Raw genomic sequence first — 26,669 nt, forward strand, 5'->3', positions numbered from 1 at the left:
ATAGAATTGGGGCGGGATTTTAACAAATCCCACCCCAACTATTGACAAAGAGCCCCAAAATGGTACCCCGGTTGCCGCTTATCAGTGCCGCAGTAGAAAAGGCAGGATTATTCTTCAGTATGAGCAGCTGTGTCCACTCCTGGACCGGGATTTTCACCGTTTATGACAGCAGAGGCGGGCTGGCCATCCCATACACCGCTGGCATCCACATAATAGCCGTCAGGAGTAGTGGTATCCGCCAGCATGACAGCCGCCATGTCAAAATAGTACCACTTTCCATCCGTGTCCTGAATCCATTGATTGGCTGCATAATATCCGTTTTTCCTCACATATTTCCAGCTTGCGCCGTCCTGGAGCCAGCCGGGTATGTAACCTGTTTTCTCGCCCTTTGCATTTACATAATAGCCGTCGGGGGTAATGGTGTCGGCCAGCATGATGCCCTGTTCGTTCATGTAGTATTGTTTGTCATCCAGTTTAAGCCATGTGTTTGAGACATAGGTATTATCTGATTTCCGGTAGCGCCATAAACCGTTTTCCTCTTCCCATCCGGCTGTGGTGGTGCCGTCATAGGCACCGGCGTCAGAACCGTCCACATTGATTAAATATTTCCGTACTTCGGCCGGCAGGTCCCTGGAATTAATATTCCGCGGCAGGCTGACTACATCAATGTATCGTTCCTTGGTGGGGAGTATGTTATTATTTGTAACAAGCGTGATGCGAAGTGTGGGCTGGCTTCCTTCCGGAAGGATGGCCCAGTTTTCAGGGATACCCCAGATACCATCTATATTAACTAACTGGGGAACCTCGCCCCATGGACGCGGAACCGTATAGTCAAAGGTATAAGGGTAATCATATCCTCTGTTTAAGATGACATCACTTTCACTTATAGTATTTCCGCCTACTAATATGGCAAAATAATGACCGTCGCCGCAGTCCACGGGCCTCCATTCAAAAAGAAAAGCCCCGCAGTTCTCCATAGTTGTGGTTGATGTCTCTGTCTGGTCTGCAAAGGCAGCAGTGGAAGAAGAGAGGCCTAACATCAGGGCCATTCCCAATATTGCAATTTTTTTAAACAAAATAGAGTCCTCCTGTTGTCATTATGAATTTGGATAATAAAAGAAAGCGTTATGACAATCAACTAAATCAGTCATAACGCTTCCCCCTTATATTACTAATTAATCTGCAGCATCAGCTTACCGCAGTTTGGATTAATCCTCTACATAGATACCGGCGATCTTACCGCTGCCGGTCAGAGCGTAGTAGTAATCGCTGCCGTCTTTATGTCTGCCCTTGCTGTCAAGTACCTTACCGGATGTATTTACCAGGAAGTAATCCTTGGTATTCAGCTCAGATGCCTTAAAGTTGCCATTTTCGTCCTTGGTACCGAAGATGTAAACCTCTCTCAGGTCTTCCAAATCCTTGTTAATGTTTGCTGCCTTCAGAATAGAATCAGCCTTACCTGAGTAAGCAGATGAATTAAGGTCGTCAATGGTTAAGATTTCAATACCTGCATCTTTAGTTACGGACAATAATTCATCAACATCATCCAGCATATTGTAAACTTCAGTGGTAGTGCTGTCTTTAGTGGTAACTACCTCAAGTTCGCTGTTTATGGTTCCATCTGTTTTCTTCACTAACTGTCTCTGGACAACAGAGTACTTATCATCACTGTCAGCCTTCAGCAGCTTGCCTGACTGATAGAATTTATCATCCTTCTCGCCTGTTAAGCCGGCACCCTTCTTGCCGCCGGATTTCTCAAAGTAGAAGTTGAAGTTTTCTCCATCAATCTCAACTGTGCTCTTATTAGTCCTCATGGCACCGTCATCGCCGTCGCCGAAGTAGTAGCAGTAGTATCCGGCAGCCTCATAGAGAGGAGCATTATCATCAAAGTCGTCCTCGGAGTCAAATCTGTAAGGATCATCGTCATCAGCCCATACAGTCAGGCTCTGGGCATCCTTGTCTTCATAGATGAACTTCAGTCCGTCAATCATACGGCCGTCATTGCGGAACGCATACTTCTTGCCTTTGATGGTCTTGAACTCACCGGCGTACAGATTGCCGCTGCCGTCTGCGTAGTACCAGTAGTCCTCATCATCATTGTATTTCTCGTCGTTCAGATATTCAGCAGGAACTACCTTGAACCAGCCCTTGCTTACGCGGGCGCCGTCGTCAACGCTGTTGAAGTATTTCCATGCCTCGCTGTACTTGGCATTAAAGGCCTTACCGGTTATGATATTGGAAGCGCTGGCTGTTCCGGCATTAACGTCGCCGGATTCTACAGCATCAGAGTAGGAGGCAAGGCTCTTGCCTGGCAGATCTTCCTCGTCCAGAGACCACTCAGCTACCATTGCGCCGTATTCGTCAAAGGCATATTTCTTGCCGTTGATGGTCTTATCCTTTGTGCGGTCTCCGTCTTCAGCATAAATTTTCTTACCATTGGACTTGAAGTAGAACCAACGTGTCTGGTCCTCATCATCATTAAACACAGGAGCGGTATACTTATAATCGTCGTTGGTGGCCTCATCATAGGTAACATCGAGCTGTAACCAGCCAACGGTCATTGCGCCGTCATCTTCGCCGCCGAAATAGTAGGTGCCTTCTTTAAAGCCGTCGCCGTCCGTATCGTCAACGCGCTCAGCGCTGTCTTCATCTACCCAGCCGAACAGCATCCTGCCTTCATCGTCAAAAGCATACTTTTTGCCGTTGACTGTTTTCAGGGAAACCTTGTCATTATCGCCCTGAGTCAATGCCTTGCCGTTGGCCTGGAAATAATACCAGTAATGATCCGGCTCATCGTCCTGTCCTGCATCCTCGTTGTCGATAGCTACCCACTGGTTAGCTGCCATAACACCGTTGATGTCTACATAATAATAGTTGTCGCCGTCTTCAATCAGCTGATCAATAGCCATTTCGCCGTCGCTATCTAACCAGTACCAGTTGTTACCGGATTTCTTCCACTGATCGGTTGCTCTCTCGCCGTCTCTGTTGTAATATACCCAAGTACCGTCTTCCTCAGCCCATCCTGTAGCTGCGAAAGAAGTCATGGATGCACCAATAGCGAGCAGTGCTGCTGTTGATAATACAGCAACTAACTTTGTCTGCTTTCTCATAATTAATGCACTCTCCTTTTTCTTTTTGAAATACTTTTTGAAATTCCTTTTTTGCATTACGAGTTGATTATACTTCGGATAAGGAAAATTATCAATAGTTTTTTTGCATTTTTTGCAAATTCTACTAAAATTATGTAATATCGACAATTCCGTTAAAAGCTAACCAGCTCCATCACACGCACTTAGTATATTATAAATTCCGGAAAAATACCATAACTTTTACCTGTGCATTTTCTTACATAATTATTACAAAGATGTTATGTCTCCTGAATATTGTATTTATATCTATGCATGATGCAGGTTTTCACGATACATGCAAAATCTACCTTCTGTAATTTGCTCATCTCTGCGGCTTAAATCAAGAACGGGCACCACCTCCATGAACTAGTCTGGATGTGATGCCCGCTTATATAACTCTAAATTATTTATTCAATCAATCCATATCTGCAATTGATTTTAATTTACATTCCTAATATAACGCCATAAGCTTCGGCCATTCCCTTACTCTGAATCAATTCATAGTATTCCTTCACCATGGGAATCATCTCACAGAGATCAGCGTGCCAATAATCCTCCCTCTTCATGATTTCTTCCACAGAAGCAGTTTTCATAAACTGCATTATTTCATCCCCATCGTTTGCTTTATCCGTACGGTAGAAGGAGATTAGTGCTGCCATAGAAAATGTAAGGGCCTTTGGATAATTCCCGAACTTTTCTTTGTACTCTAAAATAGTAGGAAGAACTCTTACCTGGAACTTGCTTACGGAATTTAATGCAATGCTTAACAGCTGGTGCTTGATAAATGGATTAGAGAATCGTTCCAGAACAGCCGCTCCAAATTTACGGTTATCTTCTGTATCTCCAATTGTAGGAATGATTTCTTCAAATATACACTTTTTAAGGAATGCGGAAACCTTCTCATCCTTCATACATTCGCCAACTGTTTCAAGTCCATACAGATACGCACCCAATACCATGGAAGTATGTCCTCCATTGAGAATACGTACCTTTCTCTTTTTATATGGATGAACGTCATCGGTCCAGACAATATTGTAGCCGGCTTTCTGGAATGGAAGTTCATCTTCATGGTGACCGCCGATAACCCACAGGTGAAAAATTTCTGCTGTGTCTATAAGCTTATCCTCATAGCCAATCTGCTTAGTCAGTTCCTCGACCTCATCCCTTGGGTAACCAGTTACAATGCGGTCTACCAGTGTGCTGCAGAAATCATTTTCATCTTCCAGCCAGGTTGTAAATCCATCCTCCAGCTCCCATAATTTTGCATACTGAAGAACACACTTTTTAAGATTGTCCCCGTTATCATCAATCAATTCGCAGGGCAGCAGAATAAGTCCCCTTAAACCAGCTTTATAGCGTTTATATAAGAACTGAGTAAGTTTAGCCGGATATGACTTGGGCGGCATATCAGTCAGATTTTCTGTTCCCAGATATTCAATTCCTGCCTCGGTAGTATTAGATACAAGAACTCTTAAGTCTGGATTCTCCGCCAATACTATATATTCTTCATACTGAGTGTATGGATTCAAAGCTCTGGATATGGAAGTTACATGTGTATGCTCATTTACCACCTGTCCATTATCAATTCCCCGGAGAAACAGATTATATTCACAGTTCTGGTCGGAGAGCATTTGACACATGCCTTTTTCAATCGGCTGAACCACTACAATCTTACCATCATATAAACCTTTTTCCTGGAGTTTGTGAAAGAAATAGTCTACAAATCCACGCAAAAATCCTCCTTCTCCAAACTGAATCACAGTTTCTTTTACACCTGTACTCATTTTTTACCTCCATAGCTATATTTTTTGTAAGTGCTTACATTTTCAGTTACAACTATTCTCTTTTATTTCTGAGACTAATATACAACATAAATTCTTAATTTGCAATAGTGTAATGACTTTTTTGTAAGTATTTACATTTAAGGTAATCTATTTTTTATTACTGCATATACTTTGGCCTCTTCTGCAATCTTATCGCATTTTTCATTTTCAAATTCTGTGTTCTGATTTATATTGCAATTTTCCCTTATATAAAACTAGTTCTTGTAATTTGTTTTGTAAATATCTTCCTAATAACATTGACTTTCTTACAAAAACATACTATTATATTAAATATAAAGTATATTTTTTCTTACAAAATTATGAACCAAAAGGAGAAATACGTATGAGAAAGCACACAAAAGCACTTGCAACAATTATGGCAGCAGCTACATTAGCAATGGCATCCGCAGTCACCAGTTTAGCTAATACCGGATGGCTTAATGTACAGAACAAATGGTATTATTATGATGAAGCCGGCAATTCAGTACGTAACCAGTGGGTAGAGAATGACAATAATCTGTTCTGGCTTAAGGATAATGGCGAAATGGCCATTCAGTCATGGGTTAAATATGACAACAGCTGGTACTGGGTTAACGCTCAGGGCGCAATGGTAACCAACAGCTGGGTTCCGATTACAAATAACTGGTATTATGTTGGACAGGACGGCAAGATGATGGCTGATACCTGGTTTGAGTATAATCATCGTACATACTATCTCACCGAGAGCGGCGCAGCAGCAAAAGGCTGGGTAGAGCTGGATGGTAAGTGGTACTATTTTGACAGAAATAACGGAGACATGAAGAGGGGCACCACAATTGACGGTTATACTCTCAATGATGAAGGGGTTTATGTTAAATAGTCTCACCAATTGAATGTATTTTTAAATACAAATAGGATATATGTTGGTTTCTGTGCCAATAGGATTTAGGGAAAAGGACAAAGAGCTATGTGTTGATTAGGAGGCACATAGCTCTTTTAACATATACGGTAAATCTTCTCCATCAAAAAACCGCCCCGCCTCAACATGTCTCACACGTCTCAGCGCAGCGGTCTTTCCATCTAAGTCATCCTCAGCTTTATCAACTGAATTCCGATGAATTCCGATTATACGATTCTATCAGCCCTGGTCTAAAATTACTTCAATGTAACCTTAGCGCCCTCAGCCTCTAATTTAGCCTTAACATCCTCAGCCTCTTCCTTGGAAGCGCCCTGCTTAACTACCTTAGGAGCTCCGTCAACTACGTCCTTAGCTTCCTTCAGGCCTAAGCCGGTAACTTCACGTACAACCTTGATAACCTTAACCTTGTTAGGACCAACCTCGGTCAGCTCTACATCAAATTCGGTCTTCTCTTCAGCTGCTGCTGCGCCAGCGCCTGCTGCTGCAACTACAACACCTGCTGCTGCGGATACGCCAAACTCTTCCTCACATGCTTTTACTAATTCGTTCAGTTCTAATACGGATAATTCCTTGATAGCTTCGATAAACTCAGCGGTTGTTAACTTTGCCATTTTATGTTCCTCCTGTTTAATATTTAATAATTGTGTTTTTCAATATTGTCCGGCCCCTGTTTGCTGCCGGGCAGATAAGCCTTTTTCTGTCAACAAAATTATGCCTCTGCGGCTCCACCCTGCTGCTCTGCGATCTGATTGAGTACGCGTGCCAGGTTGGTGATTGGTGACTGGATGCTTCCAAGCAGCTTGCCAAGAAGTTCCTCTCTGGAAGGAATGGTTGCGATAACCTGGGTTCCTGCCTGGTCATAGTAGGTTCCTTCAACTACAGATGCCTTCAGTTCCAGCTTTGGAGCTGTCTTAGCGAAATTAGCTAAGATACGTGCCGGAGCAGTAGCGTCTTCTTTGGAAACTGCTAATGCGGTAGGTCCTTCCAGCTGTGGTGCAAGTGCTGCAAAATCTGTTCCTTCTGCTGCACGCTTAATCAAAGTATTCTTGTATACCTTGTAAGCAACCCCAGCTTCCCTTAACTGCTTACGCAGCTGAGTGTCCTGCTCTACTGTCAGACCGCGGTAGTCAACAATGACTGCACCGGCAGCGCCTTCCAGCATAGCCTTGATCTCATCTACGACTGGCTGTTTTAATTCAACTTTTGCCATGAATGGTTTACCTCCTTATATATTTTCGCATTGAAAACCGTCATAGCACGGGAACGATTCATAATCCGGGACCGTAGACTACTGTATCGGGCAGGCGACGCATGTTGGGCGCACCGGACATACCGGACGTGCCGGGTATGCGGATATGCCAACAGCGGCAGATATACCAGGTACAACAGCTGCAAAGACCGGACAAAAAACCTCTCCGCCGTAAAGACAGAGAGGTTCGCAAAATCTCATCATAAATAATCAGAGTTTTGTATGTTCCTCGGCAGGCGTTTTCGCCTTACACCTTACGGTACCTGCTGTCTCAGGGCATTCAATACTGTGGTATCATATCATATTGTATGAATGATGTCAAGCCCCACTCAGAATTAAAACCTCAAGAATAAAACATTCGATTTAAAACTTCAAATCAAGGCTCTAAACCTTCTGATGAATGGGGTTTTGTGCTTATAGCACTATATTATAGCAATCAATTAGTTTACAAGCTTTGCAACGTTCAGCTTAACGCCAGGACCCATGGTAGAGGTCAGGGCAACGCTCTTAAGGTATGCGCCCTTAACGGTGCTTGGCTTAGCCTTCATGATCGCATCAATAAGCGTCTGGAAGTTGTCCGCTAACTGCTCCTCTGTAAAAGAAGCTTTTCCTACTGGCACGTGAATAATGTTTGTCTTGTCGAGTCTGTATTCAATCTTACCAGCTTTGATGTCGTTGATAGCCTTGGTAACATCCATGGTTACGGTTCCGGCCTTTGGGTTTGGCATTAAGCCCTTGGGTCCCAGTACACGGCCCAGACGGCCTACAACGCCCATCATATCAGGGGTAGCTACCACAACGTCGAAATCCAGCCAGCCGTCGTTCTGAATCCTCGGGATCAGTTCCTCTGCTCCTACGTAATCAGCACCTGCTGCCTGAGCCTCGTCGGCCTTTGGTCCCTTTGCAAATACTAAGATACGTACAGTCTTGCCTGTTCCGTGAGGAAGAACAACAGCGCCACGAATCTGCTGGTCAGCATGACGTCCGTCACATCCTGTTCTGATATGAAGCTCTACAGTCTCATCAAATTTTGCGGATGCATTCTTCTTCACTAATGTGATAGCATCAGCAATGTCATAAAGTGCAGCACGGTCTACGTTTTTCATAGCCTCTGCATATCTTTTTCCTGATTTCATTCTAAATAACCTCCTAGTGGTATTGACGGGGAATCTCCCTCCCACGTTCATATAACGGGTAAATGCCTTAGCAACCCGGAAACCTTGCTCGGGTGTCTCCGGATTCATGCACCAATTGTATTATTCCTTGGTATAATTCCCAGATATGATTCTTTGGAATTATTCCTCGATGGTAACGCCCATGCTTCTTGCAGTGCCGGCAACCATGCTCATGGCAGCCTCTAAGCTGGCAGCATTTAAGTCTGGCATCTTAGTCTCTGCAATCTTCTGAAGATCAGCCTTCTTAAGAACAGCTACCTTTGTCTTGTTAGGAACACCGGAACCGCTCTTGATGTTGCAGGCCTTCTTAATCAGAACAGCTGCAGGCGGGGTCTTGGTGATGAAGCTGAAGCTTCTGTCCGCATATACGGTAATGACAACAGGGATGATCATGTCGCCCTGATCTGCTGTCCTTGCGTTGAATTCCTTGGTAAACTGAACGATGTTGACACCGTGCTGACCAAGTGCTGGTCCAACTGGTGGTGCTGGTGTTGCTTTGCCAGCTGGAATCTGTAATTTAATATATCCTGTTACTTTCTTTGCCATCTTAGGCACCTCCTAAAATTATGTGGTATTGTCGGGAATGTCCCTCCCACCAGCCCCTGCCCTACAGAAGCTGATTCCTTGTGTTACAAACGGACGCCTACATCTTCTTGACTTCGGCAAATCCAAGTTCAACCGGTGTTTCACGGCCGAACATCTCAACGTGCATGGTAATGGTCTTTTTACTGTCGTTGATGGCCTTGATGGCCCCCACAGTATCCTTCCATGCACCGGAGATAACAACTACCATATCTCCTACTTCAAAGTCGACTAAGACATCTTCTTCTCTATGGAATCCCAGGCTGGCCATCTCTTCTTCTGTCAGAGGAACCGGTTTGGAGCCCGGACCTACAAAGCCCGTGACACCGCGGGTATTACGCACTACATACCATGTATCATCGTTCATGACCATGTTGATGAGTACATACCCCGGGAACATCTTCTTGTCCGCCTTTTTCTCCACGCCGTTTTTAAGTTCAACCACAGGGAGCATAGGAACGGACACCTCTAAGATCTGGTCCTGAAGGTTCCTGTTTTCAATTGTTTTCTCAATGTCGACCTTGACTTTGTTCTCATATCCTGAGTAGGTATGGACTACATACCAATGTGCTTCTGACATACAATCACCCTCGCCTTTGTTTCAATCCGTTTTCGTTTGCTTTTTGTCTGCTTAAATTAAAGAATAAAGCTCAAACCAAACTTCATAACGAAGTCCAGGACAGCAATCATCACGCCAATCGCAATCGACATGAAAAGCACTGCCACAGTCTGTTTTGCCACGGTTTCCTTGTCAGCAAAGACGATTTTCTTGTACTCTTTCTTCAGCCCGTGAAAAAAGCTAGGCTTTTTGTCCTTCTTAGCTGCCTTCTTCTCAACCTTGTCAGCCTTGGCCGTTTTCTCTGTGGTTTCTACAGCGTTAACTGTATTCTCTTCCATAATTTCACGTCCTTTACTGAGCAGGATTACTTTGTTTCCTTATGCATGGTATGCTTCTTGCAGAATCTGCAGTACTTCTTTGTTTCCATACGGTCCGGATGAGTTTTCTTGTCCTTAGTCATGTTGTAATTGCGTTGTTTGCATTCTGTACATGCCAGTGTAATCTTTGTGCGCACGACTTCCACCTCCACTTATATTATCGTAGTTAACATTTGCCGCTCAGGTACTTAATTTTGAGCATAAAAAAAAGACCTAAGCTCTTCCATTCGCCCGTTTACTATACCATAGAAATGTCCGTACGTCAAGGGATATATCATAAAATCATCATTGTCCATGGCCAATGAATATGGTTACAAAATATACATGCTCTGCCCCGGCCTTTCTGAGAGCCCGTGTACACGCTTCAATGGTACTGCCCGTGGTATAGATATCGTCCACCAATATAATATTTTTTATACCGGAGGGCAGGACAGATGCCGTGAAAGCCTGCTCCAGGTTCTTTAACCGGCCGCCGGAGTCCAGGGATTTCTGGGGAGCTGTCTTTCGTGTTCGTTTCAGAATAGAAGTATTTACGGGAATTCCCAGGGGACCGGAAAGGCGCCGGGCTAATTCCTCTGCCTGGTTAAATCCTCTTTCCCGGCGCCGGGACGGATGGACCGGCACAGGGATAAGGGCATCTCCGTCCATGAAGCGGATGCGTTTTCCCATTTTCCTGACCATGGCCTCGCTGTAGAAATCCAGATATTCCCTTCTATTATTATACTTAATCCGGGCCATGGAACGGCTGGCTGTGTCATCATAATTGATAAGGCTCAGTCCATAATCAAAGCTGCGCTTATGTCTGGTACAGTCATAGCAGTATTCGATAGTCTCATCCAGAACTTCCTTTCCGCACTTCTTGCAGACAGGGCGGCGTACCCATGACAGCTTTGTCATGCAGCCCGGACATATGAGGTCTCCTTTGGGCAGGACAATACCGCCGCATACAGGACAGCGGCGCGGAAACAGAATATCTGTCATAAAATCAATGCCTTGTGGAATTATCTTCATCAGCTTTTTCTCCTGTACCTTCTCAGCCAATGGAATCCGGCTGCGCATATATCTCCCCGATTCTGCTTTTAAGCCCGGAATACCGTTTCTGCTCCACACAGTTTGACGCCATGGTGTAAAATGCGTCCGGCTGTCCCACCAGACACACGCATGAGCGGGCGCGGGTCACGGCCGTGTATATGAGATTGCGTGTCATAAGCATGCGGGGACCATTGTACATGGGGATGATGACTGCCGGGTATTCGCTTCCCTGGGACTTGTGGATGGTGATGGCATAGGCCAATTCCAGCTCCTCCAGCTGCTTGAAGCTGTACTCTATCATCTTGCCCTCATCGAATTCAACGGTGAGCAGTTCCGCAAAATCATTGATCTCCCGGATGATTCCAACGTCGCCGTTAAAGATTCCTGCTCCCTTGTCCACAGGTATGCCGTACTTGTTGCGGACCTCCCACTCCATCTGGTAGTTGTTCTTTATCTGCATGACTTTATCACCTACCCGGTAAATGGTTCCGCCTGACTCTTTTTCCTTCTTGGACTTATCCGGCGGATTCAGGTAGTTCTGCATGATCTGGTTCAAACGCTCCACGCCCAGGGCGCCTTTTCGCATGGGCGTCATGACCTGGATATCAAAGGCATTGGCGTGTACATAGTCTGGCAGCTTCTTCTGGATCAGGGTGATGACCGCGCTTATGACCGCATCCGGATTGTCCCTTCGGATAAAGAGGAAATCCTGGCTGCGTTTTGCCAGGTCAACCGGCTCTCCGGCATTGATTTTGTGGGCATTGACTACTATATCGCTTTGGGCGGCCTGGCGGAAGATGTGGGTCAGCTTTACCACATTAAAGCTGCCGGACTCGATAATATCCCGCAGTACATTCCCCGGACCCACGCTGGGGAGCTGGTCCACATCCCCCACCAGGATAAGCCGGGTGCCCACGTTTACTGCCCGCAGCAGGGAATGCATAAGGCTGATGTCCACCATGGACATTTCATCTATAATGATGACATCGGCATCCAGAGGATTTTCTTCATTTCTGTCAAAATGCATTCCCATGCTCTGGGCTCCCTTTCCAGACCTTGGCGCGCCGGGGATCACAGGGGCGTCATTGCCGGGCATTCCCACCGGGACCAGTTCCAGCATGCGGTGGATGGTCCTGGCCTCATATCCTGTTGCCTCCGTCATCCGCTTGGCCGCCCGGCCCGTGGGCGCTGCCAGAAGTATTTCCATCCCCTCCATCTCAAAGTACCGGATGATTGTATTGATGGTGGTTGTCTTACCGGTACCGGGGCCTCCGGTGATAACTAACAGTCCGCTGTTTACGGCTTCGTATACTGCCTTTTCCTGCAGTTCATCCAGGTGTATGGACTCCTGCTGCTGTATCTTTAGGAGATTGGCCTTGATTTCGGCCTGTGGAATGTCTCCCTTAATGTTCAGGTCATGCAGCATACGGGCTGCATTGAGCTCCAGATAATAGTAATGGGAGGAGTAGACCAGTGGGCCCTGGGCAGACGGCTTTACCACCACCTTGCGGTCTATCTGCATATCCATCAGATGCTTCTCCATGGCAGACGGCTCTACCTTTAAAAGCTCAGATGCCTGGGCAAACAGTTCGGTCTGGGGAAGATAGGTATGGCCGTTGGCAGTAGCCTGGAGAAGGGTGTACAGAATACCGGCCTTAATGCGGTAATCGGAATCCGTAAAGATTCCCACCCGCTCGGCTATCTCGTCAGCCATCTTAAAGCCCACCCCCGGAATATCATCTGCCAGACGGTAGGGATTTTCCCGGATAATCCCGTATAACGTGGGACCGTACTCCTGGTATATCTTGGCCGCCAGGTTCATGGTAATGCCGTAATTCTGAAGGAACATCATGGCCTGGCGCATATCCTTTTTGTCCTCCACCTGCTCAGCTATGGCCATGGCCATTTTCTCACTGACACCCTTTACCTCGGACAGGCGCTCCGGCTCCTCCTCCATGATCCGGAAGGTGTCTGCCTTGAAATGGCGCACGATTCGGGCAGCCAAAGCGGCCCCGATGCCTTTGATGGCACCGGAGCCAAGATAGCGTTCCATGGACAGTTCATCCTGGGGTGTTTTCATCTCATAGCTTTCTATCTGAAGCTGCTCTCCATACACCGGGTGCTGGGTCATATGGCCGCTGGCTTCTATCATGTCGCCTTCTGCCGCATAAGCCAGATTGCCTACCATGATGACTTCTTCCCCGTCGCTCTGATCCGTGACGCTCATTACTGTATAGCCGTTTTCTTCGTTGCGGAACTTAATCCGCTCTATAAATCCTGTTATTGTCGCCATCGTTTCATCAAAAGGTTAAAAGAACCCGGTGCCAGGGCATGTCCGGAATACTCCAGTCCATCACGCTGTGCCGGGTTCTGATTTTTAGTAATCTTCTCTTCCGCCGCCTACTCCCATGGATGCCTCCATAGCCATGTTCATGCCATGGGCAAACTCTATAAACTTGCCGGTACCGATGGCCACTGCAGTCAGCGGGTCCTCTGCAATCATGGTCGTAATGCCCGTCTTTTCCTCAATCAGGGCATCCAGGCCGCTGAGCAGGGAACCTCCTCCTGTCATCACGATGCCTCTGTCAAAAATATCGGCTGCCAGCTCCGGCGGGGTGCGCTCCAATACATTGTGGACAGCATCCACAATCTGCAGAGCAGGCTCCCTGAGTGCCTCCAGCGTCTCGTCTGAGGTAACCACGATGGTCTTTGGAAGACCGGTCACCAGGTTGCGTCCTCTGACTTCCATGGTCAGGACTTCCGGCCTGCGGTATGCTGCTCCGATGTTAATCTTTATCTCCTCAGCCGTGCGCTCGCCAATCAGAAGGTTGTGCTTCTTCCTCATATAGCGCACCAGTGCCTCGTCAAAGTCATCGCCTGCAATCTTGATGGATGTGCTGACAACCGGGCCCCCCAGGGAAATGACCGCAATGTCGGCTGTACCGCCTCCGATATCCACAATCATATTACCGCAGGCCTTTCCGATATCAATACCGGCGCCGATGGCCGCAGCAACCGGCTCCTCGATAATAGCCACTTCTCTGGCGCCTGCCTGGTAGGTGGCGTCCTCCACTGCCTTTTTCTCAACCTCTGTGGCTCCGCTGGGGATACATACGCTGATTCTGGGCTTGCGCAGTGTTTTCTTGCCCACTGCCTTGCTGATGAAGTATTTAAGCATCTTCTCTGTAATGGTATAATCTGAAATAACGCCCTGGCGCAGAGGACGGACAGCAACAATATTGCCCGGGGTACGTCCAATCATAAGACGTGCTTCCTCACCGATGGCCATGATTTTGTTGGTATCGCGGTCAATGGCCACAACGGACGGTTCTTTTAACACAACGCCTTTACCCTTGATATATACAAGGATGCTGGCAGTTCCTAAGTCAATTCCAATATCATTGGACATCATCGAAAACATATAGATAGTTCCTCCTCGCTAACTGAGCCGGACCGGAAGCACACACTGGTGGCCTCCATGCTTGTCCCCTGTGGGGACCAAACGCCGGAACAGACCGCATCAATCGCTTAAAATATAAATGGTTGCATTGCATTACTTCTATGCATTGCTTCTATTATATACAATATTGTAAAGTTTTCAAAGGGTTTTTTTCTTTTTTATTTTCTTTATGTTTTTTTCATGCCAAGGACATATTTTCGTCACAATTATTGCTTATTATAATAACAAGTTCACCGAGAGGTGGACGAGGCCTTTGTTTCAAGTGATTACTTGAAATCACAAAGCTTTTTCATACTCATACCGGACGGAGTAATCCGTCCGGCCCCCCTATAACATTTTCTTTTTTTATATACCTACCATTCCCACGCAGGCGATAAGCCATGCAGAAAAAAGCAGAAAAAGAACCGGCACCGTATTTGCGGATGCCGGTTCTTTTTTGCCGTATAGGTCCATGGCCAAAGACCGTCTATACTTTTCCTTATCCGAAGTATAATCAACTCGTAATGCAAAAAAGGAATTTCAAAAAGTATTTCAAAAAGAAAAAGGAGAGTGCATTAATTATGAGAAAGCAGACAAAGTTAGTTGCTGTATTATCAACAGCAGCACTGCTCGCTATTGGTGCATCCATGACTTCTTTCGCAGCTACAGGATGGGCTGAGGAAGACGGTACTTGGGTATATTACAACAGAGACGGCGAGAGAGCAACCGATCAGTGGAAGAAATCCGGTAACAACTGGTACTGGTTAGATAGCGACGGCGAAATGGCTATTGATCAGCTGATTGAAGACGGCGACAACTATTATTATGTAGACATCAATGGTGTTATGGCAGCTAACCAGTGGGTAGCTATTGACAATGAGGATTCAGGAGAAGATGGTGAACCAGACCATTACTGGTACTATTTCCAGGCTAATGGTAAAGCTTTAACCAATGGCGACAATGATAAGGTCTCTTTAAAGACCATCAATGGCAAAAAGTATGCTTTCGATGACGAGGGCAAGATGCTATTTGGATGGGTAGATGATGACAGCGCTGAGCGTGTTGATGATGCTGATGGAGACGGCTTCAAAGAAGGCATGTATTACTTTGGTGGCGAAGATGATGGTGCTATGACCGTCGGATGGTTACAGCTTGATATCACTTATGACGAAGCAACAAACGATGACTATAAGTATACTGCAGCTGCTTTCAATGACGACGAGGATCAGACGCGTTGGTTTTATTTCAAATCTAATGGTAAGAAAATTTATGCTGAGAATGGCGACCGCACAAAAGATAAGACCATTAATGGAAAGAAGTATGCATTTGATGAGTATGGTGCAATGGTAGCTGAGTGGTCTATTGATGAAGACGATCTTCCAGGCGGAAGTGTTGCATCTTTTAGTTCTGCAATTGCTACTTCTAGCGATGTCATTGTTGGTAAAGCAGCTGACTCCAAGTACAGCCAGGCATGGAAATACTTCAATAATGTTGAGGATGGTTCCCGTGTAAGCAAGGGTTGGTTCAAGGTAGTTTCTGCTGAATACTTGAATGAAGAGAAATACAATGATGATGAGGATGCTTGGTATTATGCAGATGGCAGTGGTAACCTGTATGCAGGTGAATTCAAGACCATCAAGGGTAAAAAGTATGCTTTCCGTGATGATGGCCGTATGATTGATGGCTTGAAGTTCATCTTAGATGATGGAAATGGGCATCTCACTGTAAAGGCTGATGATGACGGAACCTATCCATTCGATAATGAGGATGATTTCCTTCAGAGTGCAGCTACTTACTATGAGCCAAACGGTTATAAGTGTTACTACTTTGGTGGTGGTGATGATGGTGCTATGAGAACCAATAAGACAACCGTCGAGATTGATGGTGATAACCATAACTTCTACTTCGAAAAATCTGGTGGCAAAAAGGGTGCAGGTGTAACCGGAGAGAAGGATGACAAGCTGTATCAGTCCGGTATGTTGCTGAAAGCTGATTCCGATGATAAGTACATTGTTGTTGAAAAAGTTACTCAGACAAATACTTCTGGTAAGACTTATACAACTTATACTAAGCTGGATGACGCTAAAGACTTCCTGTCTGCTGATGGTATTACATTTAATGATGAATTAGCTGGCAAGGCTGATAAGGATCCTGTATCTATTGGTAACAACAATACCAAGAAGGCAGAGGATTTATCTGAGGCCTACTCAATCAACTATAAGGGTGCTGTGAATGGTGTTACTTATGAATACCTTCTTGTAAATACTTCTGGTAAAGTAATTGATGGAAAGAGCAAGAGTAAGGATGGTAATGATTACTACTACGTTACCGAAAAGAAGTCTAATGGCACAAATTGCATCGTAGCTGTATATGTTGAGGACTAATAACTTTGTAAAGTTATAAATTGTTAATATGATTTAAGGGGGAAGCGTTGTGACTGATTGAATTACAGTTAGCCACAATGCTTCTCTTTTTGTCATCCTTCACAATGGCATAAGATTATTATATATTAAAGAAAGGAATCCAGTCTTATGAGTAAAAAATCAATCTTTGTTATATTGAGTCTGGCAGCATCCCTTGTAATTTCTTCCCCTTTATCTGCATTGGCAGATACCACTGAGAATACAATCACTATGGAAAATTGCGGTGCCTATCTTTTTGAGTGGCGTCCGGTTGACTGTGGAAACGGAAGAGCCTTTGCAATATTGGTAGGGGGGAATACCATTGCAGAACACAATGTGATATTGAATCGAGGCTATGACTATGCATATACATTCAACTCTTTAACCTATCCAAGGCCTTGGGGTACAGTGCCGGACTTAGTAAATATTAACGGTATATGGGGAATTCCGGAAAATGAGTCAATTCTACCAGAGGGGATTCAGCCAGCCACACGAATAACCCTTGTGACAAACAATAAAAATATGCCTACTAATGAACGTTATATTGATGTAGTTCATCTTCCTGAGGGAGTAGACAAATCCGCTCTGCCTGATGACGTGCGTAAATATCTTATCAACGTAGATGGATCAGATGCGGGTGCTTACGATGGCACCAACGTGGCTGGCTGGGTCCAGGAAGGAGACAAGTGGAAATATCAGACACCCAATGGAGCATTTGTAACAAATAGCTGGATAAGAGTGGACGAGAAATCATATTATATGAATAGTGACGGTATTATGCTTGCTGACACAATTACACCCGATGGAATTTATGTGAATCCGCACGGGGAGAAAGTCAGTTATTACCCTGGCTGGGTTCAAGATGGTAGTAAATGGCGTTATGTAATGAAGAACGGATATTATGCGGCATCTACTTGGGTCCAAGACACTGATGGAAAATGGTATTATTTTGATATTGCTGCATATATGGATACAGATTCTGTTACACCAGATGGTTTTTATGTGGATGCAAATGGTGTATGGGATGGAAATGCCTCAAGCATTGAAAATCAGGCAAACCCGGGACCAGGAGAAATATTAGATACACCTGCGGAAGGATGGGAAGCTTCTGGGGATACTTGGAGATATCGTCAAAAGGACGGGAGTTATATCACTAACGCCTGGGTCCAGGATACTGATGGAAAATGGTATTATTTTGACGAATCTTCTCTGATGGTTAGAAATCAAACTACATCAGATGGATACTATGTTGGTGAAGATGGTGTATGGACTGAAACTGAATAAAATATAATTACATACGTACCAACTACATTTTGTAGAGTAATCTAATTTGTGTTATCAAAAAAATGACTCTTAGTCAATGGTTGGCGTGAGATTTATAAAAATCTCAGTAACAGTTCAGCCTACCAGCTGAACGAAACACTCTAAATGTTATTCCATTAAACACTTAGAACAAAAAAAGTCAGTGCAAATATGATGAATTTTTTAGATTCTTGCTAATTACTTATCCACCACCACAGGCAAGCCATGAACGTTTCGGGAGATAGAATTTCCTTCCAGACAGCGGCCGGGGATAACCACTGCCCCGGCGTCTGCTTCTCAGATTTTTCCGCTCATTCATTCCCCGGATACGCCCAATCGCTCAAAGTTATCCACCGTCATTTTGACGAACACCACTCATCCCGGAATTCGCTTTTTCCCTTGTTTTCTGTTATACTTTCTATCATAGGAAGCAAGAGAAGGAGGCGCTGGTATGGGTGGTAATTATGAAAAAGGCATGTATAACCAACTCATGGAAGTGATGGCACGGCTGGATGTGGTAGAACGCGACCTCCACACCGAAAAAGACGAGCATAGAGAAGATGTAGAACACCTGAATCAAAAAATCGATGGCCTTACACAGGAAAACCAGTTGCTGCGTGATGATAACGCACGCCTTAAAAGTATTCTGAATCACGACAGTTCCATTACCTCCCTGCCACCTTCCAGCGTTCCGAAGGGAAGCCGCCCCGTCAACACCTATAACGGGCGTGAGAAAACCGGGCGTAAATCCGGCGGATAAAAGGGTCATAAAGGAACCACACTCACCAAGGCGGAGGCGGAAGAAAAGATAAAGTCAGGAAACTGCCGTCATGTGATAAAAGAAATCAGAATTCCCTCGCCGAAGGTTTTCTTACTAAATATGTTATCGATCTGGATGTGGCTCCGCTCATCACGGAACTCCATATCTACGCAAATGAAGCCAGGTGATTCCACGTTCCGCCTGAATACCGCAGTGATGTCACCTATGGCCCGAACGTAAAAGCGCTGTCGGTAGAACTGTACAGTGAAGGGGTGATGCCCAATGACCAGATCGCTGCCTTCCTGAATGCGGCCGGTCATGGGCAGCTTGGCCTTTCTGACGGAAGCGTCTACCGCTTCTGTAATGGCTTTTCGAAACGGGCGCAGGAGAGCCTTGTCCATCTGGAAGAAAGGCTGCTGAACCAGAAGGTTGTATTAACCGATGCGACGGTTGTAAGCGTAAACGGGAAGCAGAACTACATCCAGAATTTCAGTGTGGGGAACACGATCGTCTATCATGCAATGAAAGAACAATACAGTCGATGAAAAACCTGCCATTTCTCAGAGAATTCACGGGAGTCCTGGTCCATGACCGAAACGGCCCTCTACCATTTCGGGACGGGGCATACGGAGTGTAATGTCCACCTCCTCCGCTATCTAAAGAAGAACACGGAGGACACCAACCATTCATGGTCCGGGGAGATGGTAAGCCTGCTATGCAGTGCGAACCGGGAACGGAACCATCAGATTGCTCAGGGACTGGAAGCATTTTCGGCTAAAGAGAGAGCCGGATTCGAGGAGAGGTATCAGGAGTTAATCCGCAAGGGGAGAAAGCAAAACGTGGAGACGAAGCACAGTTACGCCAAAAAGGAGGAACAGACGCTTCTGAACCGAATGGAAAAGTATCGTCAAAACCATCTGATGTTTCTAAATGATTTTGGGGTACCGTTTGACAACAATACGAGCGAACGGGATCTGCGCAAAGCGAAGAACCGCCAAAAGATGGAAGGAGGATTCCGCAAATCCAGTGGGAATGAAATGTACTGCTCGATTCTAAGTATCATAGAAACGTTGAAAAGAAGAGAGATGGCGATGCTGGAAAATATAAAATATCTATTCATGGGCACACCAGCTATTTTTTAGCCGGTGCTAAACCCATCTGTTCAGCCGATAGGCTGAACTGTTACAAATCTCGCCCTGATTCTAGTATGACGGGTATGCATGTGCTCAGTGGTAAAAGTCTACATAGGTGTAGCTACCACCGAGAGAGGATAAATCGGAATCAGCAGGCGGGACTGCAACTCCTCCTCCCGTGGAAGAATCTTATCTGTAATTTTGCTGACCATCTCTGCCGATATCTCAATTCTGAAAATGTCACTCTAATATTGGGGAATCAGTTTTGTCTTAAACTCCCCATACTAGCTCTTGAGATTCTTTGGGGAATATCTGTTGCGTTTATTATCTATAATGAGATTCTCTTTCTGATTCCTTGCATATCCAAGAAAACATTCAGTTCTGCTTCTATGGGTTTCTGACGGATGCCTATAACTACCTTTGAGAAGGAAATAGACATCTGCAACATTGGAAAGTAATCGCCAAGTATTAGGGTGGCTGGCGCTTTGCTACCAAATGCTCCATAATAGTAGACAGCCAGATGCAAGCATTTTACTCTGGAATACAATATATCCCATTGTCAGATGCGAGCACTTCACTACATATTTATGGAGGCGTTGAAAAATGTCCAGTTACAATGTCAGAGTACCAGCTGACATGCAATACCAGCTGATCATGGAATGCAGGAGCAGCGGTCTCACCGATTTTCAGTGGTGTAAGGAACATGGGATTCATCCTGGAACCTTTTACAACTGGGTCAGCAGACTCAGAAAGGAAGCCTGCTGTGAGATTCCTGAATCCATTTCCAAAGTAGAACCAGCACCATCTCCGGCGCAGAATGTGGTTCGTTTCAATTTCAATCCAAAGGCAGAAAGGCCGGAATCCATGTTTCCAGTTCAGCCAGCGTTAGGCAATCCATCCAGAATCTCAGAACTATCTGCAAGGATAGAAATATCGCTTGGCGGTGCGACATTCCGTATTGCCAATGGTGCGGATCCTGCCATACTGGAACATATCCTCAGCCTTATGGGAGGCTAGGTATGCTAGGTGATATCTCCGTGGCGGACAACATTTATATCGTGTGCGGCACAACCGATATGCGTAAATCCATCGATGGTCTCTGCAGCATGATCCGGGACAAGCTTCCCATGAATCCAGACCAGTCATCCCTGTTCCTGTTCTGTGGGAAACGATGTGACCGGATCAAGGTCCTGCTCCATGAAACAGATGGATGTGTTCTCCTTTATAAAAGGCTGAGCGTTACACAGGGCCGGTACCGCTGGCCACGGAAAAGTTCCGAAGCCCAGGCAATTACCCGGCGTCAGCTGGATTGGCTGCTCAGTGGACTGGATATTGAACAGCCCAAAGCAATCCAGACCAATTAAAAAATCCATCGTGAAATTGCCGGAATTTTCCGTCGGCATTTCGGCTGAACGTGTGGATAACCGCTTTGCTTTTTCAACAGAGAGGGATAACTTCGGCGTGATAACTGTTTCATCGAATCTCATGGTATTTTGAGGTGTCTGTGGCAGTAAATATCGTGGTTTATCCTGCTTTTACCTAATATCCGGATCGTTTATCCACCGTCATTATGACGAAAGCGCAGCCAGGACTGATTCGCTTTTTTCTCCGTTTTCTGGTAAAATACCAGTAATAAAACAAAGGAGCGGACACTCATGGCATCTGGTACAAAGGATATCCAGTTCAGGGAGCTGAAGGATACGATCTCACAATTAAATATAACGATCCGTACCCAGAATGACCGGATTACATCTTTGCAGAAGCTGCTCGAAGACCGCAATGCAAAGGACGATGAAAAGGACCGGATTATTTCAAACCTGCAGGCGCAGCTTGAATACTTCAAGCAGAAGTTATTTGGCAGTTCCAGTGAACGGCGCAGTGAGCTGCCGGGCCAGCTAAGCCTTTTCTCCCAATCCGGTTTCGAGGAGGAACCATTGCCGGAGCTCATTGAAATAAAGACCAGCCAACGGGAACGTAAGCCGAAAGCGAACTATGATGAGATGTTTGCAAATCTTTCAATCCACTATGAAGAAGTAAATACGTTATCCGAAGAAGGAAAGCAGTGCCCTGAGTGTGGGGCCGGCATGGTCCCGAACGGTCATGAAGAGATACGGACAGAACTCCGTTATACCAGAGCAAAGCTGGAGCGTATTGTGTACATTGCCACCACCTATGGGTGTCCGGCATGTAAAGACACGGAGGACCCGCAGTTCATAAAAGACGAAGGGAGCCCAGCACTTATCCCTGGCGGATACGCTTCTGCCTCCCTCGTATCACATATCATGTATGAAAAATATGCAGACGCGCTTCCTCTGTACCGGCAGGAGAAGGGATTTGAACTTCTTGGAGTCAGTATCAGCAGAACGACCATGGCGAATTGGATCATCACCTGCGCCCAGAACCATCTGAAGCCCGTATATGATTACTTTCATCGGGAACTGTTAAAAAGACACTTCCTGATGGCTGACGAAACACCGATCCAGGTCCTGAAAGAACCTGACCGGCGGCCACAGAGCAAGTCTTATGTCTGGCTGATGCGTACCGGAGAGGACCGGCTCCCTCCCATCATCTTATATCATTATACAGAAACCAGAGCCGGGAGAAATGCAGCGGACTTTCTGGATGGGATCGATGAAGGTTCCTATGTTATGGTGGATGCTTACAGTGGTTATAACCGGTTGAAGAAGATACGCCGCTGCTGCTGTTACGCCCACATACGGAGATACCTGATGGAAGCCATCCCGAAGGGCCATGAGAAAGACTACAGCCATCCGGCAGTACAGGGAGTCCTTTACTGCAACAAGCTGTTTGAATACGAACGAAGCTATAAGGAAAAAGGGCTGTCCTATGCCCAAGTATACAAACGCCGCCAGAAGGATGCAAAGCCGGTTGTGGAAGGCTTCATGCGCTGGCTCGATGGCCAGTATCCAGAAAAGGGGAGCCGCATGGATCGGGCAGTAACATATATCCGAAATCGAAAGGACACTTTGATGACTTACCTCGAAGACGGACGCTGCAGCTTGAGTAACAACCCATCGGAGAATTCCCTCCGCCTGGTGACATTGGGCCGAAAGAACTGGCTGTTCAGTGACAGCCCGGAAGATGCCAACGCGAGTATGGTAGTTTATACCATGGTAGAGATGGCAAAAGCCTACGGCCTTCACCCATACAACTACCTAAAATACCTGCTCGACAGCCGCCCAGGAACGGACACCACCGATGCAGAACTCAAAGATCTTGTGCCGTGGAATGAGAAGGCGAGGATAGAATGTAACAAAAAATTAGAGTAAAACGCTCGCTACCCTGGCATCATTACGTGATGTCAGGGTGGTCGTGTTGGGATATCCTAACACTTGGCGCTTACATTGGAAATATTAGTTCCTGAAATAATCTGTCGAATTTGTTTCTTTGCCACTTTCATAAAAACGGTAAATACCTATGGATTGTTTACAAAAAATGCTCCTTTTCGATAAGAATTATCATATCTGAGTTCTTACCAAAAAGGAGCCATTTTCTTCCAAAAACACAAACTATTTTACACTACTGCTTTTCCTTAAAATGTTTTCATGTCATTGTACGACACTTCTTTCGACATTTAGCATATGACCTTTAAAATGAGGATATTCTATGTTAAGCTTAATAATGCTTCTGTGTTTTAAGTCTCATTAGATGCGTTATTGTTAACATTAGAATCATTTTCTTCATCTTTTACCTGTGCGCCAGGACCAAGCTTCATAGTATCAACAACTTGGGTAGTGGCATTTCCATCCCATACACCATCAGGTCCTACATGATATCCATCAGGCGTATCATAATCTGTTTTCATATATCCACCCATATCAAAATAATACCATTTTCCGTCTGTATCCTGAATCCATGTAGAGGCAGCAAAATAACCATTCTTCAAAACATATTTCCAACCTCTTTCATTTTGAAACCAGCCCGGCATATATTTCTGCTTTGCGCCGCTGGCATTAACATATGAGCCATCTGGAGTTATTGTATCAAATAACATATAGCCTTCACTATCCATATAATATAATTCATCTTCTACATTAAGCCAACTATTACTAACATAACTACCGTCAGGCTTTCTGTATTGATATCTTCCGTCTTCCCTTAAGACCCAGCCGGAGGTCTCTGTCCCCTCATATGCTCCAGCGTCTGTACCATCTACATTAATAAGATATTTCTTTACTTCTGGAGGTAATGTAGATTTATCTACATTGCTAGGGAGATAAACAACATCAATATAACGTTCTCTATCAGGAAGTTTTTTATTATTTGTTACTAGCACAATTTGTAGTGTTGGTTGAGTTCCCTCCGGTAAGGAAGACCAATTTTCCGGGATTGCCCAAACTCCATCAACATTGACCAAAGCAGGCGCTTCACCCCAAGACCTTGGATAAGTCATCGGATCAAAAGTATACGCAAAGTCATATCCTCGATTAAGAATGACATTCCTTTCGGCAATGGTGTTTCCTCCTACCAATATAGCAAAATAGTGACCATTACCACAGTCTACTGGGCGCCATTCAAATAAATAGGCCCCACAACTTTCCATTACAGTAGTCGAAGACTCGTTCCCCGTATCAGCAAAGGATATAACAGGAGTCACTGATATTAATGCAAGCGCCATCCATAACGCCATCCATTTCTTTTTAATCATAGAATACCTCCGCATTTATTATTAGTACAATTTTTATATATGAAAAAAGCGTTGAGACTAATCTTGTTATCAATCAGCCGCAACGCTTTCCCCCTTAATATTTAAAATCTAATTACTCTGCAATTAATTCTCCGCATAGATAGCAGCAATCTTGCCACCCTTCTTAACTACATAAATGTAGTCATTGCCTTCTTTGTTCTTTGACTTGGTATCAATTACTTTGCCAGACGTATTTACAAGGAAGTAGTCATTAGAGCTTATGGAATCATCGATGATATAAAGCTCATTTAAATCATCTGCTTTCTTATTTACGCCAAGATCCTTTAACTTAGCAAGATTTGCATCGTTTACACCAGATGCATACTTAGCACTAGTAATAGTATCAAGGAACTCCTTAACATCATCTAACTTGCTGTAGGTATATTTGCTAGCAGCAGTAGTATTGGTGGATTTATCAGTTCTCTTGACAACCTGATATTTTTCGTCTTTGCCAGCTGTAATAAGTTTACCAGACTGATAGAACTTATCATCCTTCTCTCCAGTAAGTCCAGCGCCCTTGTGTCCGCCAGACTTCTCAAAGTAGAAGCTGAACCTGTCACCATCAATATCAATAGTGGTCTTATTGGTTCTCATAGCACCGTCATCGCCGCCACCGAAGTAGTAACATCTATAGCCTAAATCGCTCCAATAAATAGAGTTCTTATTGAAGTCATCTTCTGTATCAAATGGATTAGTATCATGATCATCTGCAATCACACCAGTAATGTTATTTGCACTATCCATCTGAATGAACTTCAAACCATCAATCATACGACCATCATTTCTGAAAGCATATTTCTTACCCTTGATAGTCTTGAACTGGCCTGCATACAGATTACCGCTACCATCTGCATAGTACCATGCATCCTCATCATCATTGTATTTATCATAGTTCAGATATTCAGCAGATACTACCTTGAACCAGCCCTTGCTTACACGAGCACCATTCTCGACATCCTGGAAATATCTCCACTGCTTAGCATACTGAGCAGATACGCTATGAGTAGCAGTAGCATTGTCGCCTCTAAGCCCGCTCGTAGATGCAGTATCAACATCCAGAGACCACTCTGCTGTCATTGCACCATACTGATCAAATTCATACTTTTTACCATTAATGGTTTTGCTCTTCTGTGTATCACCATTCTCAGCTTTGACTTTCTTACCATTGGACTTGAAATAGAACCAACGGGTCTGATCCTCATCATCGTTGAATACAGGTGCAATCTCATAATCAGAAGTGGCTTCATCATATGTGATATCCATCTGTAACCAACCAACGGTCATAGCACCATCATCTTCGCCGCCGAAGTAGTAATCACCCTCTTTGAAGCCATCACCATCAGTGTTATCAATACGCTCTGCATTATCAGCAGATACCCAACCAAATAACATACGGCCTTCATCATCAAAAGCATATTTCTTACCATTAACGGTCTTTAAAGCCACCTTTGAATTATCGCCATTCTTTAAAGCCTTACCATTAGCCTGGAAATAGTACCAGTAATGATCTGGCTCATCATCCTGTCCAGCATCCTCGTTGTCGATAGCTACCCACTGGTTAGCTGCCATAACACCGTTGATGTCTACATAATAATAGTTGTCGCCGTCTTCAATCAGCTGATCAATAGCCATTTCGCCGTCGCTATCTAACCAGTACCAGTTGTTACCGGATTTCTTCCACTGATCGGTTGCTCTCTCGCCGTCTCTGTTGTAATATACCCAAGTACCGTCTTCCTCAGCCCATCCTGTAGCTGCGAAAGAAGTCATGGATGCACCAATAGCGAGCAGTGCTGCTGTTGATAATACAGCAACTAACTTTGTCTGCTTTCTCATAATTAATGCACTCTCCTTTTTCTTTTTGAAATACTTTTTGAAATTCCTTTTTTGCATTACGAGTTGATTATACTTCGGATAAGGAAAATTATTACAAGATAAGCTCTAAGGAACTATAGAGTAGGGAGAAATGCAATTATTGGTAAAACCAAAAGTTAGAAGGAGCATTAATAAAAGATTAAAGAATTTAAAGAATTTCCAGCTTTTTTATAAGTGCGTAAGTTGCTAAAATATAAAGGGAATGATATAATGTACTGAGGCTTTCGAAG

General features: G+C 44.8%; 24 protein-coding genes and 1 other annotated feature. Of the genes, 9 read left to right on the forward strand and 15 right to left on the reverse strand.

Annotated features, from left to right (window positions below; genetic code table 11):
• Positions 1 to 107 precede the first annotated feature (107 nt).
• The 3 genes from LI015_RS24235 to LI015_RS24245 all read right to left on the reverse strand — a co-directional run bounded on the left by LI015_RS24235 (position 108) and on the right by LI015_RS24245 (position 4,912).
• Positions 108 to 1,076, reverse strand: a complete 969-nt coding sequence (locus LI015_RS24235; RefSeq protein ID WP_002566644.1) for a hypothetical protein — start codon at positions 1,074 to 1,076, stop codon at positions 108 to 110.
• A gap of 132 nt (positions 1,077 to 1,208) precedes the next feature.
• Positions 1,209 to 3,110: a cell wall-binding repeat protein gene (locus LI015_RS24240; RefSeq protein ID WP_002566643.1), complete on the reverse strand. Its 1,902-nt coding sequence runs from the start codon at positions 3,108 to 3,110 to the stop codon at positions 1,209 to 1,211.
• A gap of 461 nt (positions 3,111 to 3,571) precedes the next feature.
• Positions 3,572 to 4,912: a tagaturonate reductase gene (locus LI015_RS24245; protein WP_227126525.1), complete on the reverse strand. Its 1,341-nt coding sequence runs from the start codon at positions 4,910 to 4,912 to the stop codon at positions 3,572 to 3,574.
• 382 nt (positions 4,913 to 5,294) lie between these two features.
• On the opposite strand from LI015_RS24245, the gene LI015_RS24250 reads away from it, so the two are divergent.
• A complete protein-coding gene (locus LI015_RS24250; RefSeq protein ID WP_227126526.1) occupies positions 5,295 to 5,810 on the forward strand; it encodes a hypothetical protein in 516 nt (171 codons plus the stop codon).
• A gap of 275 nt (positions 5,811 to 6,085) precedes the next feature.
• Here LI015_RS24250 and rplL read toward each other — a convergent pair whose 3' ends face one another.
• From rplL to LI015_RS24300, 10 genes are all read right to left on the reverse strand, one after another.
• The gene (rplL, locus tag LI015_RS24255; RefSeq protein ID WP_002566640.1) at positions 6,086 to 6,460 is read right to left on the reverse strand and encodes a 50S ribosomal protein L7/L12; all 375 of its coding nucleotides are present in this window, start codon (positions 6,458 to 6,460) and stop codon (positions 6,086 to 6,088) included.
• A 98-nt stretch (positions 6,461 to 6,558) separates the two neighbouring features.
• Positions 6,559 to 7,059, reverse strand: coding sequence for a 50S ribosomal protein L10 (gene rplJ / locus LI015_RS24260; protein ID WP_002566639.1), 501 nt, complete (start codon positions 7,057 to 7,059; stop codon positions 6,559 to 6,561).
• Between the two features lie 185 nt (positions 7,060 to 7,244).
• Positions 7,245 to 7,392, reverse strand: a sequence feature (ribosomal protein L10 leader region).
• A 146-nt stretch (positions 7,393 to 7,538) separates the two neighbouring features.
• Positions 7,539 to 8,234 (reverse strand): 50S ribosomal protein L1, encoded by a 696-nt coding sequence (gene rplA, locus LI015_RS24265; RefSeq protein WP_002566638.1) that lies wholly within the window; start codon positions 8,232 to 8,234, stop codon positions 7,539 to 7,541.
• A 159-nt stretch (positions 8,235 to 8,393) separates the two neighbouring features.
• A complete protein-coding gene (gene rplK / locus LI015_RS24270) occupies positions 8,394 to 8,819 on the reverse strand; it encodes a 50S ribosomal protein L11 (RefSeq protein WP_002566637.1) in 426 nt (141 codons plus the stop codon).
• Between the two features lie 97 nt (positions 8,820 to 8,916).
• The gene (nusG, locus tag LI015_RS24275) at positions 8,917 to 9,435 is read right to left on the reverse strand and encodes a transcription termination/antitermination protein NusG (RefSeq protein ID WP_002566636.1); all 519 of its coding nucleotides are present in this window, start codon (positions 9,433 to 9,435) and stop codon (positions 8,917 to 8,919) included.
• A gap of 56 nt (positions 9,436 to 9,491) precedes the next feature.
• The gene (gene secE / locus LI015_RS24280) at positions 9,492 to 9,752 is read right to left on the reverse strand and encodes a preprotein translocase subunit SecE (protein ID WP_002566635.1); all 261 of its coding nucleotides are present in this window, start codon (positions 9,750 to 9,752) and stop codon (positions 9,492 to 9,494) included.
• A 26-nt stretch (positions 9,753 to 9,778) separates the two neighbouring features.
• The gene (rpmG, locus tag LI015_RS24285) at positions 9,779 to 9,928 is read right to left on the reverse strand and encodes a 50S ribosomal protein L33 (protein WP_007038517.1); all 150 of its coding nucleotides are present in this window, start codon (positions 9,926 to 9,928) and stop codon (positions 9,779 to 9,781) included.
• Positions 9,929 to 10,076: 148 nt separating this feature from the next.
• Positions 10,077 to 10,850 carry a ComF family protein gene (locus LI015_RS24290; protein ID WP_002572800.1) on the reverse strand — a complete coding sequence of 258 codons (774 nt, stop codon included), beginning with the start codon at positions 10,848 to 10,850 and terminating at the stop codon, positions 10,077 to 10,079.
• The gene (gene recD2 / locus LI015_RS24295; protein WP_227126527.1) at positions 10,825 to 13,116 is read right to left on the reverse strand and encodes an SF1B family DNA helicase RecD2; all 2,292 of its coding nucleotides are present in this window, start codon (positions 13,114 to 13,116) and stop codon (positions 10,825 to 10,827) included. Before recD2 ends, LI015_RS24290 begins: the two co-directional genes overlap by 26 nt.
• A gap of 84 nt (positions 13,117 to 13,200) precedes the next feature.
• Positions 13,201 to 14,244, reverse strand: coding sequence for a rod shape-determining protein (locus tag LI015_RS24300; protein ID WP_002566632.1), 1,044 nt, complete (start codon positions 14,242 to 14,244; stop codon positions 13,201 to 13,203).
• 599 nt (positions 14,245 to 14,843) lie between these two features.
• Between LI015_RS24300 and LI015_RS24305 the strand changes: the two genes are divergently transcribed.
• From LI015_RS24305 to tnpC, 8 genes are all read left to right on the forward strand, one after another.
• Positions 14,844 to 16,646, forward strand: a complete 1,803-nt coding sequence (locus LI015_RS24305) for a hypothetical protein (protein WP_227126561.1) — start codon at positions 14,844 to 14,846, stop codon at positions 16,644 to 16,646.
• A gap of 147 nt (positions 16,647 to 16,793) precedes the next feature.
• The gene (locus LI015_RS24310) at positions 16,794 to 17,948 is read left to right on the forward strand and encodes a choline-binding protein (RefSeq protein WP_227126528.1); all 1,155 of its coding nucleotides are present in this window, start codon (positions 16,794 to 16,796) and stop codon (positions 17,946 to 17,948) included.
• A 469-nt stretch (positions 17,949 to 18,417) separates the two neighbouring features.
• Positions 18,418 to 18,726, forward strand: coding sequence for a hypothetical protein (locus LI015_RS24315; RefSeq protein WP_227126529.1), 309 nt, complete (start codon positions 18,418 to 18,420; stop codon positions 18,724 to 18,726).
• Between the two features lie 275 nt (positions 18,727 to 19,001).
• The gene (locus LI015_RS24320) at positions 19,002 to 19,271 is read left to right on the forward strand and encodes a hypothetical protein (protein ID WP_227126530.1); all 270 of its coding nucleotides are present in this window, start codon (positions 19,002 to 19,004) and stop codon (positions 19,269 to 19,271) included.
• Between the two features lie 42 nt (positions 19,272 to 19,313).
• Positions 19,314 to 19,868 carry an IS66 family transposase gene (locus tag LI015_RS24325; RefSeq protein ID WP_227126531.1) on the forward strand — a complete coding sequence of 185 codons (555 nt, stop codon included), beginning with the start codon at positions 19,314 to 19,316 and terminating at the stop codon, positions 19,866 to 19,868.
• A 594-nt stretch (positions 19,869 to 20,462) separates the two neighbouring features.
• Positions 20,463 to 20,876, forward strand: a complete 414-nt coding sequence (tnpA, locus tag LI015_RS24335; protein WP_227126532.1) for an IS66 family insertion sequence element accessory protein TnpA — start codon at positions 20,463 to 20,465, stop codon at positions 20,874 to 20,876.
• Between the two features lie 2 nt (positions 20,877 to 20,878).
• On the forward strand, positions 20,879 to 21,223 hold the full coding sequence (gene tnpB / locus LI015_RS24340) for an IS66 family insertion sequence element accessory protein TnpB (RefSeq protein ID WP_227126533.1): 345 nt from the start codon (positions 20,879 to 20,881) through the stop codon (positions 21,221 to 21,223).
• Between the two features lie 291 nt (positions 21,224 to 21,514).
• Positions 21,515 to 23,149, forward strand: coding sequence for an IS66 family transposase (tnpC, locus tag LI015_RS24345; protein WP_227126534.1), 1,635 nt, complete (start codon positions 21,515 to 21,517; stop codon positions 23,147 to 23,149).
• A gap of 365 nt (positions 23,150 to 23,514) precedes the next feature.
• Here tnpC and LI015_RS24350 read toward each other — a convergent pair whose 3' ends face one another.
• Positions 23,515 to 24,528 (reverse strand): choline-binding protein, encoded by a 1,014-nt coding sequence (locus tag LI015_RS24350; RefSeq protein WP_227126535.1) that lies wholly within the window; start codon positions 24,526 to 24,528, stop codon positions 23,515 to 23,517.
• 123 nt (positions 24,529 to 24,651) lie between these two features.
• Entirely contained in the window at positions 24,652 to 26,400 is a 1,749-nt protein-coding gene (locus tag LI015_RS24355) for an argininosuccinate lyase (protein WP_227126536.1), read from the reverse strand.
• Positions 26,401 to 26,669 lie beyond the last annotated feature (269 nt).

This window comes from Enterocloster sp. 210928-DFI.2.20 (assembly GCF_020554465.1).
GTDB classification, from domain to species: Bacteria; Bacillota; Clostridia; order Lachnospirales; family Lachnospiraceae; genus Enterocloster; species Enterocloster bolteae.